This is a genomic window from Pseudomonas sp. Sample_21 (genome assembly GCF_004307525.1).
Classification (GTDB): domain Bacteria; phylum Pseudomonadota; class Gammaproteobacteria; order Pseudomonadales; family Pseudomonadaceae; genus Aquipseudomonas; species Aquipseudomonas atacamensis.
The window spans coordinates 1-15,785 of sequence record NZ_RCNZ01000103.1 but is presented as its reverse complement, the minus strand read 5'-3'; the positions used below and the strand labels follow the sequence as shown (position 1 = coordinate 15,785).

Here is a 15,785-nt window from a genome sequence, read left to right as displayed (position 1 = left end):
CCGGCGACACCAGCGCCGACAATCAGAACGTCGGTGGAAATAACGGATGGCATGCAGCGACCTCGGAGCTTGAAGAAGCCGCAAGTTTCAAGCTTCAAGCTGCAAGCTGCAACCCGGACCAGCAAATCAGCAATGCTTGCGGCTTGCCGCTTGAAGCTTGCTGCTGCTTTTTAATGCCCCGCAGTTTTCGAAAACAGCTGAATCACAACGACCCCCAGCACGATCAACGCCATCCCCAGCATCGCTGGTACGTCGAGCTTCTGCCCGTAAATGAACAGAGCGGCGACGCTGACCATGACAATGCCCATCCCCGCCCAGACCGCGTAGGCAACGCCCACCGGTACGGTGCGCACCACCAGCGTCAGCATCCAGAATGCGATCCCATAGCCGACAATCACCAGAATCAACGGCAGCGGCGTGCTGAAGCCCTTGACCGCTTTCATCGAAACGGTGGCGATCACTTCGGCGCAGATGGCGATGGCCAGATAGACGTAGGCGTTCATGGTTTCGATCCTCAAATAAATCGTTGCTTGCTGAGGCGACATTTTAGGGATTGCTCAGATGGGGTAAAGTCATTACCTATCTGTTCTATAGATGGGTTGGTAGCAAGCATGCAATGGAATCTCGATCAGCTGCGGGTATTTGTCGATGTCGCTGAACAGCGGTCTTTCTCCGCCGTGGCACGTCGACAACGCAAGGCGCAATCGGCGATCAGCAGCGCTGTTGCGATGCTCGAAGAGGATTTGGGCGTGAGCCTGTTCGAACGCAGCAGCGGTCGGCAGCCGATGCTCACCGAGGCGGGCGCGGCGTTACTGGAGGAAGCGCGGGAAGTGTTGCGCCAGTGCGAGCGCCTTAACGGCAGGGCCATGGCGATGCTGCGCGGTCAGGAGGCGCAGTTGCGGGTGGCCCAGGACGAGGCGATGCCCTATCAGGCGCTGGTGGAAAGTTTCGGCGAACTGGCCGAGCAGTTTCCCAGCCTGGAAGTGCAACTTACCAGCGCCGCCCAAGGCGAAGTCGCGCGCAAACTGGTCGAACGGCGCGCCGACCTCGGTCTGCTGTTCTATCACGATGAAATCCCCGAAGCCCTTGAGCGCCGCGTACTGGGTCGAGTGGAAATGGTCACGGTCTGCGGCGTCAATCATCCGCTGGCGCAGCAGTCCTATGTGACCTGCCAGCAACTGGCGCAGCACCGGCAATTGCTGATGTCGACACAGACCAGTGTCTATCCCGGCAACGAGCCGGCCAGCCCACAGGTATGGCGCGCCGACAGTTTTTACGTAATGTCCGAATGGCTGGTGCGCGATCTCGGCTGGGCCTGGTTGCCGCGCCACGTTGTGCAGTACTCGGCGTATCAGGGCCAAATGATTGAGCTCGACAGTGAATGGACGCCGCCGGCGCTGGTGGTGGAACTGGTCTGGCGCCGCGACGAACCGCTCGGCCCCGCCGCGCGCTGGCTGGCGGAACGTTTTGCCGTGCACTTGCGGGCGATCGGCGACAAAAGCCGATAAACTCCGCCGCCATGAACAGAACTCTCTACACCGCGTTGTTTTACCTGGGGCTGCCATTGGTGGCGATTCGGCTGTGGCTGCGCGCGCGCAAGGCGCCGGCGTATGCCAAACGCATTGGCGAGCGCTTTACTCTTGGCATGCCGACCTTGCAGCCCGGCGGCATCTGGGTGCACGCGGTGTCGGTGGGCGAAAGCATTGCCGCCGCGCCGATGGTCCGCGCGCTGCTGGAACGCTATCCGGCGCTGCCGATCACCGTGACCTGCATGACCCCGACCGGTTCGGAGCGGATTCAGGCACTGTTCGCCCACGAGGCGCGCATTCAACACTGCTATCTGCCGTATGACTTGCCTTGTGCGGCGGCACGTTTTCTTGATCGCGTGCAGCCGAAACTGGCGGTGATCATGGAAACCGAGCTGTGGCCCAACCACATTCATCAGTGTGCCAAGCGCGGAATTCCGGTGGCGCTGGCCAATGGACGGTTGTCGCAGCGTTCCGCCAAAGGCTATGGCCGCTTCAGCAAACTCACCGCGCCGATGCTTGCCGAGATGAGCCTGTTGGCGGTGCAGACCGAAGCCGAGGCCCAGCGCTTCCGCGATCTCGGCGCGCGTTCGGAAACCGTTGACGTCACCGGTTCGATCAAGTTCGACCTGACCATCGACCCGCAACTGTTGCAGCGTGCAGCCGATCTGCGTAGCCAGTGGCAGGCACAGGATCGTCCCGTGTGGATCGCCGCGAGCACTCACGAAGGCGAAGACGAAGTGGTGCTCGACGCTCATCGTCGCCTGTTGGCCAATCATCCGGATGCATTATTGATTCTGGTGCCGCGTCATCCGGAGCGCTTCAATTCGGTGTTCGAGCTGTGCCAGCGCGAAGGTTTCGCCACGGTACGTCGCTCGACCGGGGCCAATGTCGATGCGCAGACGCGCGTGCTGCTTGGCGACACCATGGGCGAGTTGCTGTTTCTCTATGCCCTGGCCGACAGCGCATTTGTCGGCGGCAGTCTGGTGCCGAATGGCGGGCACAACCTGCTCGAACCCGCCGCGCTGGCGAAACCGGTACTCAGCGGCCCACACCTGTTCAACTTCCTCGACATCGCCGCGCAACTGCGCGAAGCCGGGGCGTTGGCCGAAGTGGATGATGCCGAAGGCCTCGCAGTCGAGGTGCAGCGCTTGTTCGAACTGCCACGTGATGCGCAGCGCATGGCCGAGGCCGGGCTGGCGGTGATGCGGCGTAATCAGGGCGCGTTGCAGCGGCTGCTGGATGGCCTAGCGCGGCTGATCCAATAGTCGCCTGGAATATTACTGTGGTGAGGGGATTTATCCCCGCTGGGTTGCGAAGCAGCCCCAAAACCATTCGACGCAGTGGTTCAGTCAGATCTGGCAAGCAGGATTCACGACTGCTGCGCAGCCGGACGGGGATAAATCCCCTCGCCACAGGGGATTCATTCCAGATTGCTTATGGCCGGGCCTTACTGTGGCGAGGGGATTCATCCCCGCTGGGTTGCGAAGCAGCCCCAAAACCATTCGACGCAGTGGTTCAGTCAGATCTGGCAAGCAGGATTCACGACTGCTGCGCAGCCGGACGGGGATAAATCCCCTCGCCACAGGGGATTCATTCCAGATTGCTTATGGCCGGGCCTTACTGTGGCGAGGGGATTCATCCCCGCTGGGTTGCGAAGCAGCCCCAAAACCATTCGACGCAGTGGTTCAGTCAGATCTGGCAAGCAGGATTCACGACTGCTGCGCAGCCGGACGGGGATAAATCCCCTCGCCACAGGGGATTCATTCCAGACTGTTTATGGCCGGGCCTTGAGCTGCGCCTCGGCCGCCGACGCCAGATCCGGCGGCAGGAAATCCTTGTCAGGATTGTAGTCGGCTTTCAGATAACGCCGCAGATCTTCCAGGTCACCCGGGTTCAGCGTCCCCGCCGCCTGCTTCAGGCGCAGGTTGTCGAGGATGTAGTCGTAGCGGGTGTTGTTGTAGTTGCGCACCGAGGTGTACAGCTGGCGCTGCGCGTCGAGCACGTCGACGATGTTGCGTGTGCCGACCTGATAACCGATTTCCGTGGCTTCCACCGCGCTCTGGTTGGAGATGATCGACTGGCGGCGCGCCTGCACCTGCTCGACGTCGGTGTTCACCGCGCGGTGCAGATTGCGGGTGTTTTCCACCACTTGCCGGCGCAGCGATTCGCGCTGCTGTTCGCTCTGATCCAGTTGCGCATAGGACTGGCGCACTTGCGAACTGGTCAGGCCGCCGCTGTAGATCGGGATGTTCAGTTGCAGGCCCAGGGTGCTCTGCTCGACGTTGCCGCCATAAGGCGCGCCGAACGAGTTGGGGTTGGCGAAGCCGAGGGCGTCGTTGTCGCCTTTCTCGTATTTCGCCACGGCGTCGAGGGTCGGCAAGTGGCCGGCTTTGCGCTGCTTGAGCGTCTGCTCGGCGGAGCTGACCGCGTAGTTGCTGGCGAGCAGATTGAGGTTCTGCCGCGCCGCCGTGTCGACCCAGGATTTTGCATCGTTGGGTGCCGGCGGCAGGATCGGCAGCGTGTGGACGATGCCCTGAATCGAGTTGTACTGGCGGTTGGTCAGGGTGATCAACGCCTGGAACGCATCATCGACCTGACGCTGGGCGACGATGCGGTTGGCTCGCGCGGTGTCGTAACTGGCTTGCGATTGCAGCACGTCAGTCTTGTCCGAAAGGCCGACATCGAAGCGCTCATTGGACTGGTCGAGCTGACGTTTGAACGCCGCTTCTTCAGCTTTGGTCGAGGCCAGATTGTCCTGGCTGCGCAGCACGTTAAAGTAGCTTTCAGCGCTCTGCAGGATCAGGTTTTGCTCGGTGGCCGACAGCTGCAGAGCGGCCTGCTCGTTGACGTCCTTCGCCGCTTGATACTGGAACCAGCGATCGGCGCGGAACAGCGGCTGCGCGAGGGTCGCCTGATAGGAATGCGCGCTGCGGTTGGCGATGGCTGAAGGCTGGTCGATCGAGGTGCGCACGTCAGCAACTTCGGCGCCACCGGACAGGTTCGGCAGCAGACCGGCGCGGGCCTGGGGCACCACTTCTTTCTGCGCGCCATACTGGGCGCGGGCCGCCGCGAGGTCGGCGTTGTTGTCGACCGCTTCCTGATAGACGCTGACCAGATCGGTTTTGGTCGACAATGGTGCTTCCGCTGCCCAGGCCATTGTGTTGGACGCACAGGACACGGCAACAGCCAATGAAAGTTTGCGCAGCATGAGGCGATCCCTAGCATGAATATTATGGAAGTAATCCGGGCGCCAAAGGTAAGGCGCAGCCCGCACAGCGTCAAGTTTGAGCAGGCCCAGCGAGTGTAGTTGCGCATTGCTCCGGCAACAATCGGCCAGCTTGGGTATTTACGCCATTCATCATGGCGTTCGCTGCGGTGTTGGCGTTCCTTGATGGTTGTGTCTAGACTGGCCGGGTTCTTGTCGGGGTGCCTTGCTATGAGGCTGAGATCGAATAATTTCGGATCCCGTTGAACCTGATCAGGTTAGCGCCTGCGTAGGGAACAAGATTTCTCGTCACCCGGCGAGTCCTCTTGTGCTTCGTCCGGGATATTGTTCGACAATCGAACGCCATGACGAATGCACAGCACCGGTCCTGGTGCGTCCGTGCCTTTCAGGTTCTGCTCCGACAATCCACTGCTGGATGCTGTCTGGAGAGCCTGTGATGACAACAAAAGAAAAAAACGCGATCAACCTGAGTGACTCGGCCAAGGTCGACGAGCAGTCGGTCAAGCCGTTCACCCGTTCGCAAAAAGTCTACGTTCAGGGCTCGCGCCCGGACATTCGCGTGCCGATGCGCGAAATCAGCCTCGATGTAACCCCGACCGATTTCGGCGGCGAGATCAATGCGCCGGTCACTGTCTACGACACTTCCGGCCCGTACACCGATCCGAACGTGGTCATCGATGTGCGCAAAGGTCTGGCCGATGTGCGTTCAGCGTGGATCGATGACCGTGGCGATACCGAGCGCCTGCCGGGCCTGAGCTCGAACTTCGGCCAGCAGCGTCTGGCCGATGCCGAACTGACCAAACTGCGCTTCGCCCACGTCAACAACCCGCGCCGCGCCAAGGCCGGGGCCAACGTCAGCCAGATGCACTACGCGCGCAAAGGCATCATCACTGCCGAGATGGAATACGTCGCCATCCGCGAAAACATGAAGCTGCAAGAAGCGTGCGCGGCCGGCCTGCTCAAGCAGCAACATGCCGGCCACAGCTTCGGCGCAAGCATTCCGCAAGAAATCACCCCTGAATTCGTCCGCGAAGAAATCGCCCGTGGCCGCGCGATCATTCCCGCCAACATCAACCACGTCGAACTGGAACCGATGATCATCGGCCGTAACTTCCTGGTGAAGATCAACGGCAACATCGGCAACAGCGCCCTGGGTTCTTCGATCGAAGAAGAAGTGGCGAAACTGACCTGGGGCATTCGCTGGGGCTCGGACACGGTGATGGACCTGTCCACCGGTAAACACATTCACGAAACCCGCGAGTGGATCATCCGCAACTCGCCAGTGCCGATCGGTACCGTGCCGATCTACCAGGCGCTGGAGAAGGTCAACGGCGTCGCTGAAGACCTGACCTGGGAGCTGTTCCGCGACACCCTGATCGAACAGGCCGAGCAGGGCGTCGACTACTTCACCATTCACGCCGGCGTGCTCCTGCGCTACGTGCCGCTGACCGCCAAACGCGTCACCGGCATCGTCTCCCGTGGCGGTTCGATCATGGCCAAGTGGTGCCTGGCGCACCACAAAGAGAACTTCCTCTACACCCACTTCGACGAAATCTGCGAAATCATGAAGGCCTACGACGTCAGCTTCTCGCTGGGCGATGGCCTGCGTCCGGGCTCGATTGCCGACGCCAACGACGAAGCGCAATTCGGCGAACTGGAAACCCTCGGCGAGCTGACCAAGATTGCCTGGAAGCACGACGTGCAATGCATGATCGAAGGCCCGGGCCACGTGCCGATGCAGTTGATCAAAGAGAACATGGACAAGCAGCTCGAATGCTGCGACGAGGCGCCGTTCTACACCCTCGGCCCGCTGACTACCGACATCGCTCCGGGCTACGACCACATCACCTCTGGTATCGGCGCGGCGATGATCGGCTGGTTCGGTTGCGCGATGCTCTGCTACGTGACGCCGAAGGAGCACTTGGGCCTGCCGAACAAGGATGACGTGAAGACCGGGATCATCACTTACAAGATCGCCGCGCACGCAGCGGACCTGGCCAAGGGACACCCGGGCGCGCAGATCCGCGACAACGCACTGAGCAAGGCGCGTTTCGAATTCCGCTGGGAAGACCAGTTCAACCTCGGCCTGGACCCGGACACCGCACGTTCCTATCACGACGAAACCCTGCCGAAGGACTCGGCCAAGGTCGCGCATTTCTGCTCGATGTGCGGGCCGAAATTCTGCTCGATGAAAATCACCCAGGAAGTCCGCGAGTATGCGGCCAACCAACGCATTGACGCGGTCGATGTGGACGTCGCCAAGGGGCTAGCTGAGCAGGCCGAGCGGTTCAAACAGGAAGGCAGTCAGCTGTACAAGAAAGTTTGACCCCGTACTGATCGTTCCCACGCTCCGCGTGGGAATGCAGCCCGTGACGCTCCGCGTCACTGGACGCGGAGCGTCCCGAGAGGCATTCCCACGCAGAGCGTGGGAACGATCACAACAAATGTCCCTTTGAGATAACACCCTTGAGCATTCAACCCGGCACTTATTCTCCCGACCTCGCCGTGCCCGCTGACAAGCGTGTCTTCGGCGGTCGCGATCTGTTTTCCCTGTGGTTCTCCCTCGGCATCGGCCTGATGGTTTTGCAGACCGGCGCATTACTCGCGCCGGGCCTGGGCCTGTCCGGTTCTTTGCTGGCGATCTTCCTCGGCACGCTCGTCGGCGTGCTATTGCTGGCCGCCGTCGGCGTGATCGGCAGCGACACCGGCCTGTCATCGATGGCGGCGCTGAAGCTCAGCCTCGGCAGCAAAGGCGCGAGCCTGCCGGCGCTGCTCAACCTGCTGCAACTGATCGGCTGGGGCTCGTTCGAAATCATCGTCATGCGCGATGCCGCCAGCCTGCTCGGCACCCGCGCCTTCAGCGAAGGTTCGCTGTGGGCCAATCCGATTCTGTGGACGCTGTTCTTCGGTGCGCTGGCGACCTTGCTCGCGGTGAGCGGGCCGTTGACGTTCGTGCGGCAGATTCTGCGCAAGTGGGGCATCTGGCTGTTGCTCGCCGCGTGCCTGTGGCTGACCTGGAACCTGTTCGCCAAAGCCGACCTCGCGGCGCTGTGGGCGCGCGCCGGTGACGGTTCGATGCCGTTTGCGGTGGGCTTCGACATTGCTATCGCCATGCCGCTGTCGTGGCTGCCGTTGATTGCCGACTACTCGCGTTTCGGCAAACGCGCGAAGAATGTTTTCGGTGGCACGGCTGTCGGTTTTTTCATCGGTAATTTCTGGCTGATGAGCCTTGGTGTGGCCTACACCCTGGCGTTTGCGCCGAGCGGTGAAGTCAACGCGCTGCTGCTGGCCTTGGCAGGTGCCGGTCTGGGCATTCCGCTGTTGCTGATTCTGCTCGACGAGTCGGAAAACGCTTTTGCCGATATACATTCGGCAGCGGTCTCGAGCGGGATCCTGTTGCGTCTGAAAGTCGAGCACCTGGCTTTGGCCATCGGCGTGATCTGCACGCTGATCGCACTGCTGGCGCCGTTGGCGCAGTACCAGAATTTCCTGCTGTTGATCGGCTCGGTGTTTGCGCCGCTGTTCGGCGTGGTGCTGGTCGATCACTTCATCCTGCGCAAGCGCAGTGCTCAGGTCGCCTCAGCCGCATTGCGCTGGCCGGCGTTGCTGGCGTGGCTGGGTGGCGTGAGCACCTACCACTTGCTGGCGAATCTGTATCCGGATGTCGGCGCAACCCTGCCGGCGCTGGTGCTGGCAGGGCTGTTGCAGTTAGTGCTGGGCCGGGCCTTCAGTTACGGCCGGGAAACAGCTCAGGCTTGAGAATGCCGTTCAGGCGCGGGTAAGGAATCTTCAGTTCGACGTGGCCCAGCGCATAGGGCGCGATGGTGGTCACGTCGTACTTGAGGATCACGCCACCGTAGGTCAGCGCCACGTGCGGGGTTTTCACGAACGGCCAGTTCGCGACGAATTCCGCCTCCTGATCGAGCTTGGTGCTGATCAGCCAACTGTTGTGCGCCACTTGCGCGGCTTTCCAGAATGCCTCTTCCTGACCCGGCAGCAGCATGTCGGAGAGATTCAACACCTTGTGCTGCTGGCGCGAATAGTTGATGAAACCGCGACCCGGCGTGCCGTGGGCGCCGCCGGTGTCGAGGTAGCTCGACAGCTCGATGATCACCAGTCCGTCATGCTGCTCGCGTACTTTCGCTTGCAGATAGCTGCTGTTGCGCGGGCCGGCGCTGGCCAGGAACTGCTCGCGGTAGGCGGCCAGGGTTGGCGCGACCGGTGCGTTCTTCTCGGTGCGGGTCATTTGCAGCAGACGTTTTTCGATGATGCCGTCCAGTGCCGGCTCATCCGGGAAGCGCAGGGTGTCGATGTTCACCAGCGGGCAATCGGGATTGGAACAGCCGGGTTTGAGTTGTTCCGAGGCGTCGCGGGTGGTTTCCAGCGGCGTGCGATAGTTGGGCTGGAACAGGCTGGCACAGGCGCCCAGAGTCAGGGCAATAGCGGCCACAGAGGCAATTTTGAAAAGCGACATGGGCGTCCTTTCGAAAGCAGGGGAAGGCAAAAAGATACCGCTTCGACTCTCAACGGAGCAGTCAGTTCGCCACTAAGCTGATTAGAGTGTGTTTCAGCTTCACCGTCCATCCCGCTGACGGTAAAGGGGCTGCATCAAACGGTGCGGGCGCGTTAGGATGGCGCGAAGTCGAGGTTGCCGGTTGTACACGGAAACCCCGTAAAGGATATGCAGTAAAGAGGATGATCATGACTGACTTTGCCAACGCCATTCCGACCGCCGTGGATATCGTGCGGCGCGAAAAATGCTACGAGGGCTTCTACAAGCTCGACCGTGTGCACTTGCGCCATGAGCTGTTCGCCGGGGGCATGAGCCGCGAGATCAACCGGGAAATCTTCGTGCGCCACGATGCCGTGTGCGTCCTGCCTTACGATCCGCAGCGCGATGAAGTGGTGCTGATCGAGCAGTTTCGCGTCGGCGCCATGGGCAAGGCCGACAACCCGTGGCTGGTCGAGCTGGTCGCTGGTCTGATCGACAAGGATGAGCAGCCGGAAGAAGTTGCTCACCGCGAGGCGCAGGAGGAAGCTGGGCTGGACATCAAGGCGTTGTGGCCGATGACCAAGTACTTCCCATCGCCGGGTGGCAGCAACGAATTCGTGCATTTGTATCTGGGGCGTTGCAGCACCGACGGTGTCGGCGGTCTGCACGGGCTGGAAGAAGAGGCCGAAGACATTCGCGTAACGGTCTGGGCCTTTGAAGATGCCTTGCAGGCCGTGCGTGACGGACGGATTGCCAACGCGGCGAGCATCATCGCCTTGCAGTGGCTGGCGCTGAACCGCGCCGAAGTGAGGGGGCTATGGTCGTAAACAAGCTGCGCGATCGTTATCGGGTTGACCTCGTGGGGCTGCAAGCCGCCTGCGAGGCCAACTACGCGCGCCTGATGCGACTGCTGCCGGACATGCGCAACGAACCCGAGGCGCGGCGTATCGCCGTGACCCAGGGCGAGCAGATGCTCGGCGTGCTCGCCCTCGAGGTGCTGCAGACCTGCCCGTACACCACGACCTTGCAGGTACGCCAGGAGCACAGCCTGCCATGGTTGCCGGTGCCGCAACTGGAAGTGCAGGTCTACCACGACGCGCGCATGGCCGAAGTGGTCAGCGCCGAGCATGCACGACGCTTTCGCGGCATCTATCCTTACCCGAACGCCGCCATGCACCAGCCCGATGAAAAGGCCCAGCTCAATGTGTTTCTGGGCGAATGGCTGAGTCATTGCCTGGCGTTGGGGCACGAGTACGAAGTCGTTCGCTAGTTGTGAACTGCGTCCGCTTCGGCGGTTTCCCCTTTGTGTCATCCCCCAGCATAATTGCCGCACCCATCCATTGCGTGCCTAGCCCCGGGAGAGCGCCTTGCCCAGCGTATCGACAATTACCAGCGCCGACCCGGCGCTGCTGGTGCAGTTGTCCGACAGCCACCTGTTCGCTGAAGCGCACAGCAAGCTGCTGGGCATGAAGACCCGCGAGAGCCTGCAACAGGTCATCGACCTGGTTTTGGCGCAACAGGCGCAGATCGATCTGCTGCTGGCGACCGGAGATATTTCCCAGGACGGCACGCTGGAGTCGTATCAGGCCTTCCGCCAGATGAGCGCGCAGATCAATGCCCCGGCGCGCTGGATTCCCGGCAATCACGACGAGCCGATGGTCATGGCCGAGGCGGCGGTGCAGAGCACCTTGCTCGAATCGGTAGTCGATATCGGCAATTGGCGGGTGACGATGCTGGATTCGGCGGTGCCGGGTTCGGTGCCGGGTTATCTGCAGGATGATCAGTTGCAGCTGCTGGCCCGCGCGCTGAGCGAGGCGCCGGAGCGTCATCATCTGGTGTGCCTGCATCATCATCCGGTGTCGATCGGCTGCGCATGGATGGAGCCGATCGGCCTGCGCAACCCGGAAGCGTTCTTTGAAGTGCTGGATCGCTTTCCACAGGTTCGCGCGGTGCTGTGGGGGCATGTGCATCAGGAAATCGATCGCGACCGCAATGGCGTGCGCTTGATGGCCTCGCCCTCGACGTGCATCCAGTTCGAGCCGGGCAGTGCGGATTTCAAAGTGGGCGAGCAGGCGCCGGGGTATCGCTGGCTGCGGTTGTTGCCGGACGGGAAATTGGAAACGGGCGTCGAAAGAGTCACCGACTTCGAGTTCACAGTCGATTACGGCTCCAACGGTTACTGAACTGACAATCAAAGACCCTCACCCCAGCCCTCTCCCAGAGGGAGAGGGGGCCGACCGCGGTGTCTTTGGCTGTGCATCGACCTGAAACAGCGATATCGATTATGGATTCGCAGCAAAACGTTCAGGTCGGTGTAGCTCTCGAATATCCCCCAGTCGGTTCCCTCTCCCTCCGGGAGAGGGTTAGGGTGAGGGCAGCTTGTGCTGTCACACCAATTTATTGAACCCACCCCCAATCCCGGTCCTTCTCCCTGTAAACTCCGCTATCTTTCGCCGACAGCCAGGGAGCTCAAATGTCCGGTTCGATCCTCTATATCCACGGTTTCAACAGCGCGCCGGCCTCGAAGAAGGCCTGTCAGCTGGTCGCGGTCATGGAGCGGCTGGGATTGAGCGAGCAATTGCGCGTGCCGGCGCTGCATCACCATCCGCGTGAAGCCATCGGTCAGCTCGAGCAGGCAATCGCCGAGCTGGGCCGGCCGTTGCTGGTGGGAAGTTCGCTCGGCGGCTACTATGCGACTCACCTGGCCGAGCGCCATGGCCTGAAAGCCCTGCTGGTCAACCCGGCGGTCAGCCCGCACCGGATGTTCGATGGTTATCTGGGCACGCAGCAGAACCTCTACACCGATGAAACCTGGGAACTGACCCACGACCACGTCACGGCGCTGGCCGAACTGGAAGTGCCGCCACCGCAGGATCCGCAGCGTTATCAGGTCTGGTTGCAAACCGGCGACGAAACGCTGGATTATCGCCTCGCCCAACGGTATTACCGCGCCTGTGCCTTGCGCATCCAGGCTGGCGGCGACCACAGTTTCCAGGGCTTTGCCGGGCAATTGCCGGCGTTGCTGAGTTTTGCCGGCATGGCTGCCGATATGTATCAGGCAATCGATTTCACCACGCTGTGAAGTCTTGCCCCTCTTTCATGAATGACTGACGACGAGACCTTATGGCCACTCCCAGCGCTAGTTCTTATAACGCCGACGCCATCGAAGTCCTCTCGGGCCTCGACCCGGTGCGCAAACGCCCCGGCATGTACACCGACACCAGTCGGCCGAACCATCTCGCCCAGGAAGTCATCGACAACAGCGTCGACGAAGCCCTGGCCGGCCACGCCAAATCGGTGCAGGTCATCCTGCACGCCGACCATTCGCTGGAAGTCAGCGACGACGGCCGTGGCATGCCGGTGGACATTCACCCGGAAGAGGGTGTGTCCGGCGTCGAACTGATCCTTACCAAGCTGCACGCGGGCGGCAAGTTCTCCAACAAGAACTACCAGTTCTCCGGCGGTCTGCACGGGGTGGGTATTTCCGTGGTCAACGCGCTGTCGACCGAAGTGCGCGTACGGGTCAAACGTGACGGCAACGAATACCAGATGACCTTCAAGGACGGCTTCAAGGCCTCCGAGCTGGAAATCGTCGGCACCGTCGGCAAGCGCAACACCGGCACCAGCGTGTACTTCGCGCCGGACCCGAAATACTTCGACTCACCGAAATTCTCCATCAGCCGCCTCAAGCACGTGCTCAAGGCCAAGGCTGTGTTGTGCCCGGGGCTGCTGGTCAGCTTCGAAGACAAAGGCACCGGCGAGAAAGTCGAGTGGCATTACGAAGACGGCCTGCGCTCTTATCTGGTCGATGCGGTCAGCGAATTCGAACGTCTGCCGAACGAGCCGTTCTGCGGCGCTTTCGCCGGTAATAAGGAAGCGGTCGACTGGGCGCTGCTGTGGCTGCCGGAAGGTGGCGACGCGGTGCAGGAAAGCTACGTCAACCTGATCCCGACCGCTCAGGGCGGTACGCACGTCAACGGCCTGCGTCAGGGCCTGCTCGATGCGATGCGCGAGTTCTGCGAATTCCGCAGCCTGCTGCCGCGCGGCGTGAAACTCGCGCCGGAAGACGTCTGGGAGCGCATCGCTTTCGTCCTGTCGATGAAAATGCAGGAGCCGCAATTCTCCGGCCAGACCAAAGAGCGTCTGTCTTCCCGTGAAGCGGCGGCGTTCGTCTCCGGTGTGGTGAAAGACGCTTTCAGCCTGTGGCTCAACGCCAACCCGGAGACCGGTCTGGCCCTGGCCGAACTGGCGATCAACAACGCCGGCCGCCGTCTCAAGGCGAGCAAGAAAGTCGAGCGCAAACGCGTCACCCAAGGTCCGGCGCTGCCAGGCAAACTGGCTGACTGCGCCGGGCAGGACCCGATGCGTTCCGAGCTGTTCCTGGTCGAGGGTGACTCCGCCGGCGGTTCGGCCAAACAGGCGCGGGACAAGGAGTTCCAGGCTATCCTGCCGTTGCGCGGCAAGATCCTCAACACCTGGGAAGTCGACGGCAGCGAAGTGCTCGCCAGCCAGGAAGTGCACAACATCGCCGTGGCCATCGGCGTCGATCCGGGCGCGGCGGACATGAGCCAGCTGCGCTACGGCAAGATCTGCATCCTCGCCGACGCCGACTCCGACGGTCTGCACATTGCCACTTTGTTGTGTGCGCTGTTCGTCCAGCATTTCCGCCCGTTGGTGGATGCCGGTCACGTCTATGTGGCGATGCCGCCGCTGTACCGTATCGACCTCGGCAAAGAGATTTACTACGCCCTCGACGAGGCCGAGCGCGACGGTATTCTCGATCGCCTGGTCGCCGAGAAGAAACGCGGCAAGCCGCAGGTCACCCGATTCAAGGGTCTGGGCGAAATGAACCCGCCGCAACTGCGTGAAACCACCATGGACCCGAACACTCGGCGTCTGGTGCAGTTGACGCTGGGCGAAGACTTCGCCGAAACCTCGGAAATGATGGACATGCTGCTGGCGAAGAAACGCGCCGGCGACCGCAAATCCTGGCTGGAATCCAAAGGCAACCTCGCCGAGGTGCTGGCCTGATGCAGTTTGGCTGGGCCTTGGCGGGTGCGTTGCTGCTGAGTGCGCTGAGCGTGTCGGCCGAGCCGCTGCAACAATTGCGGCTGCTTTCCGAACACCCGGTCGAAGGCATGCGCGGCGGTAACCTGTCAGGTCTGGCCATGTGCGGCAATGAGCTGTGGACGGTTTCCGATCGCGATGACGAGCAGATCTATCGGCTCGATACCCGCGATCCGGTCTGGCAGGCGCAAACCGTGCACATCGACGTGCCGCCCGTGCCCGAGAGCGGCTTGCCGTGGGGTTTGAGTTCGCGCACCTGGGCTGCATCGTTCATTCGCGGTGGCGATCTGGATTTCGAAGGCATCAGTTGCGACAGCGTAGGCAATCGCTACATCGTCAGTGAGGCCCATGCGGCGGTGTTGCAGGTGCCGGTCAGCGGCCCGGCGAACTGGCTGAAAATCTCGCCGCTGCTGGTTCGCGAAGCGCGGGCGAGCGGCCTGCTGCTCAAGTTCAATTCGATCTTCGAGGGCTTGGCGATCAACCCGGCCGGTGATCAGATATGGCTGGCCGCCGAACGGCAAAAGCGCGGTTTGCTGCTGATCAAGCGCCAGCAGACGGTGTGGGATTGTGACGGTCGCTGCGTGCTGCTCAGTGAGGGCGGCAAGGAGATGCAGCCGCCACAGTTTCCCAAGGCGAAAGCGGTTCATCGCGACTTTTCCGACATTTCCTTGTTCAACGGCAAGCTGTTTACCCTTGAACGCAACGCGTTCGAGATTTGTCGTCGCGATGCACAGACGGCCAAAGTCGAGCAATGCTGGTCGTATGCCGGCGAACTGTTGCAGGAACAACGTCGCTACTCGCAGAACTACGGACTGGAGGAAGCGCTGATCATTGATGCCGAAGGTGCGTGGATCGGCGTCGACAACAATTTTGGCCCGCGTGCTGATGGCGAAGTCCGCCCGGTGGTCTGGCGCTTTGCCGCGCCGGACGGTGGCTGGAGTGCCAGGCCATGAGCCAGCAGCCACCGGGCAAGCGTGCCGGTCGGGTGTTGATGATCCTCGCCTGGTGCGCGGCGCTGTTTCTCGCGACGCGGTTTTTCGGTCAGTGGGAACAGCGCCAGCAGAATCCGAACATAGTGGTCACGTCGGAGCAGGGCGAAGGATTTATCGAAGTGAAACTGGCGAGCAATGCCCAAGGGCATTTTGTCGCCAGCGGCCAGATCAACGGCGAGCCGGTCGAGTTCATGCTCGACACCGGCGCCACCGATGTGGCGATCCCGGCGGATCTGGCCAAGCGTTTGAAGCTGCAAGAAGGTTTCGGCGTGACCCTGAGCACGGCCAATGGCCTGAGCCAGGGTTACCGAACGAAGATTGCCCGCCTGCAATTGGGCGACATCATCCTGCGCGATGTCCGCGCACTGGTGGCGCCGGGACTGCATGGCGATCAGGTGCTGCTCGGCATGAGCGCCCTGAACAGACTTGAATTTACCCAGCGCGGTGGCACCATGCTGCTGCGCCAGACAACGAACCGA

The 15,785-nt window shown here is 61.6% G+C and carries 14 protein-coding genes and 1 riboswitch; of the genes, 11 read left to right on the top strand and 3 right to left on the bottom strand.

Annotated features, from left to right (window positions below; all coding sequences use genetic code 11):
• Positions 1-170: 170 nt before the first annotated feature.
• The gene (locus D8U71_RS19245; RefSeq protein ID WP_016771980.1) at positions 171-503 is read right to left on the bottom strand and encodes a multidrug efflux SMR transporter; all 333 of its coding nucleotides are present in this window, start codon (positions 501-503) and stop codon (positions 171-173) included.
• Between the two features lie 108 nt (positions 504-611).
• Here D8U71_RS19245 and D8U71_RS19240 point away from each other — a divergent pair, with 108 nt between their 5' ends.
• Both D8U71_RS19240 and waaA read left to right on the top strand, forming a co-directional pair.
• Complete coding sequence (locus D8U71_RS19240; protein ID WP_130888440.1) at positions 612-1,508, top strand: LysR family transcriptional regulator; 897 nt, start codon at positions 612-614, stop codon at positions 1,506-1,508.
• A gap of 11 nt (positions 1,509-1,519) precedes the next feature.
• Positions 1,520-2,794 (top strand): lipid IV(A) 3-deoxy-D-manno-octulosonic acid transferase, encoded by a 1,275-nt coding sequence (gene waaA / locus D8U71_RS19235; RefSeq protein WP_130888439.1) that lies wholly within the window; start codon positions 1,520-1,522, stop codon positions 2,792-2,794.
• A gap of 509 nt (positions 2,795-3,303) precedes the next feature.
• Here waaA and D8U71_RS19230 read toward each other — a convergent pair.
• On the bottom strand, positions 3,304-4,737 hold the full coding sequence (locus D8U71_RS19230) for a TolC family outer membrane protein (RefSeq protein WP_016771977.1): 1,434 nt from the start codon (positions 4,735-4,737) through the stop codon (positions 3,304-3,306).
• Between the two features lie 204 nt (positions 4,738-4,941).
• Positions 4,942-5,047, top strand: a riboswitch (TPP riboswitch).
• Between the two features lie 144 nt (positions 5,048-5,191).
• Here D8U71_RS19230 and thiC point away from each other — a divergent pair.
• Together thiC and cytX are read left to right on the top strand one after the other, a co-directional pair.
• Positions 5,192-7,081, top strand: coding sequence for a phosphomethylpyrimidine synthase ThiC (gene thiC, locus D8U71_RS19225; RefSeq protein WP_130888438.1), 1,890 nt, complete (start codon positions 5,192-5,194; stop codon positions 7,079-7,081).
• A 140-nt stretch (positions 7,082-7,221) separates the two neighbouring features.
• Positions 7,222-8,514, top strand: a complete 1,293-nt coding sequence (gene cytX, locus D8U71_RS19215; RefSeq protein ID WP_130888437.1) for a putative hydroxymethylpyrimidine transporter CytX — start codon at positions 7,222-7,224, stop codon at positions 8,512-8,514.
• Here cytX and D8U71_RS19210 read toward each other — a convergent pair.
• The gene (locus D8U71_RS19210; RefSeq protein WP_016771974.1) at positions 8,483-9,229 is read right to left on the bottom strand and encodes an RsiV family protein; all 747 of its coding nucleotides are present in this window, start codon (positions 9,227-9,229) and stop codon (positions 8,483-8,485) included. The genes cytX and D8U71_RS19210 overlap by 32 nt on opposite strands.
• Positions 9,230-9,456: 227 nt before the next feature.
• Here D8U71_RS19210 and D8U71_RS19205 point away from each other — a divergent pair, with 227 nt between their 5' ends.
• The 7 genes from D8U71_RS19205 to D8U71_RS19175 form a co-directional block, all read left to right on the top strand.
• Positions 9,457-10,074 carry an NUDIX domain-containing protein gene (locus D8U71_RS19205; protein WP_024011344.1) on the top strand — a complete coding sequence of 206 codons (618 nt, stop codon included), beginning with the start codon at positions 9,457-9,459 and terminating at the stop codon, positions 10,072-10,074.
• Complete coding sequence (locus tag D8U71_RS19200) at positions 10,065-10,517, top strand: DUF1249 domain-containing protein (RefSeq protein WP_016771972.1); 453 nt, start codon at positions 10,065-10,067, stop codon at positions 10,515-10,517. The genes D8U71_RS19205 and D8U71_RS19200 overlap by 10 nt, the downstream gene beginning before the upstream one ends.
• 97 nt (positions 10,518-10,614) lie before the next feature.
• A complete protein-coding gene (gene cpdA / locus D8U71_RS19195; RefSeq protein ID WP_016771971.1) occupies positions 10,615-11,430 on the top strand; it encodes a 3',5'-cyclic-AMP phosphodiesterase in 816 nt (271 codons plus the stop codon).
• Between the two features lie 290 nt (positions 11,431-11,720).
• Positions 11,721-12,329: a YqiA/YcfP family alpha/beta fold hydrolase gene (locus D8U71_RS19190; RefSeq protein WP_130888436.1), complete on the top strand. Its 609-nt coding sequence runs from the start codon at positions 11,721-11,723 to the stop codon at positions 12,327-12,329.
• A 41-nt stretch (positions 12,330-12,370) separates the two neighbouring features.
• Positions 12,371-14,278 carry a DNA topoisomerase IV subunit B gene (parE, locus tag D8U71_RS19185; RefSeq protein WP_024011346.1) on the top strand — a complete coding sequence of 636 codons (1,908 nt, stop codon included), beginning with the start codon at positions 12,371-12,373 and terminating at the stop codon, positions 14,276-14,278.
• Positions 14,278-15,267, top strand: a complete 990-nt coding sequence (locus tag D8U71_RS19180) for an esterase-like activity of phytase family protein (protein WP_122881201.1) — start codon at positions 14,278-14,280, stop codon at positions 15,265-15,267. Before parE ends, D8U71_RS19180 begins: the two co-directional genes overlap by 1 nt.
• The coding region (locus D8U71_RS19175; RefSeq protein WP_130888435.1) for a TIGR02281 family clan AA aspartic protease at positions 15,264-15,785 on the top strand (522 nt) is incomplete at its 3' end. The genes D8U71_RS19180 and D8U71_RS19175, both read left to right, overlap by 4 nt.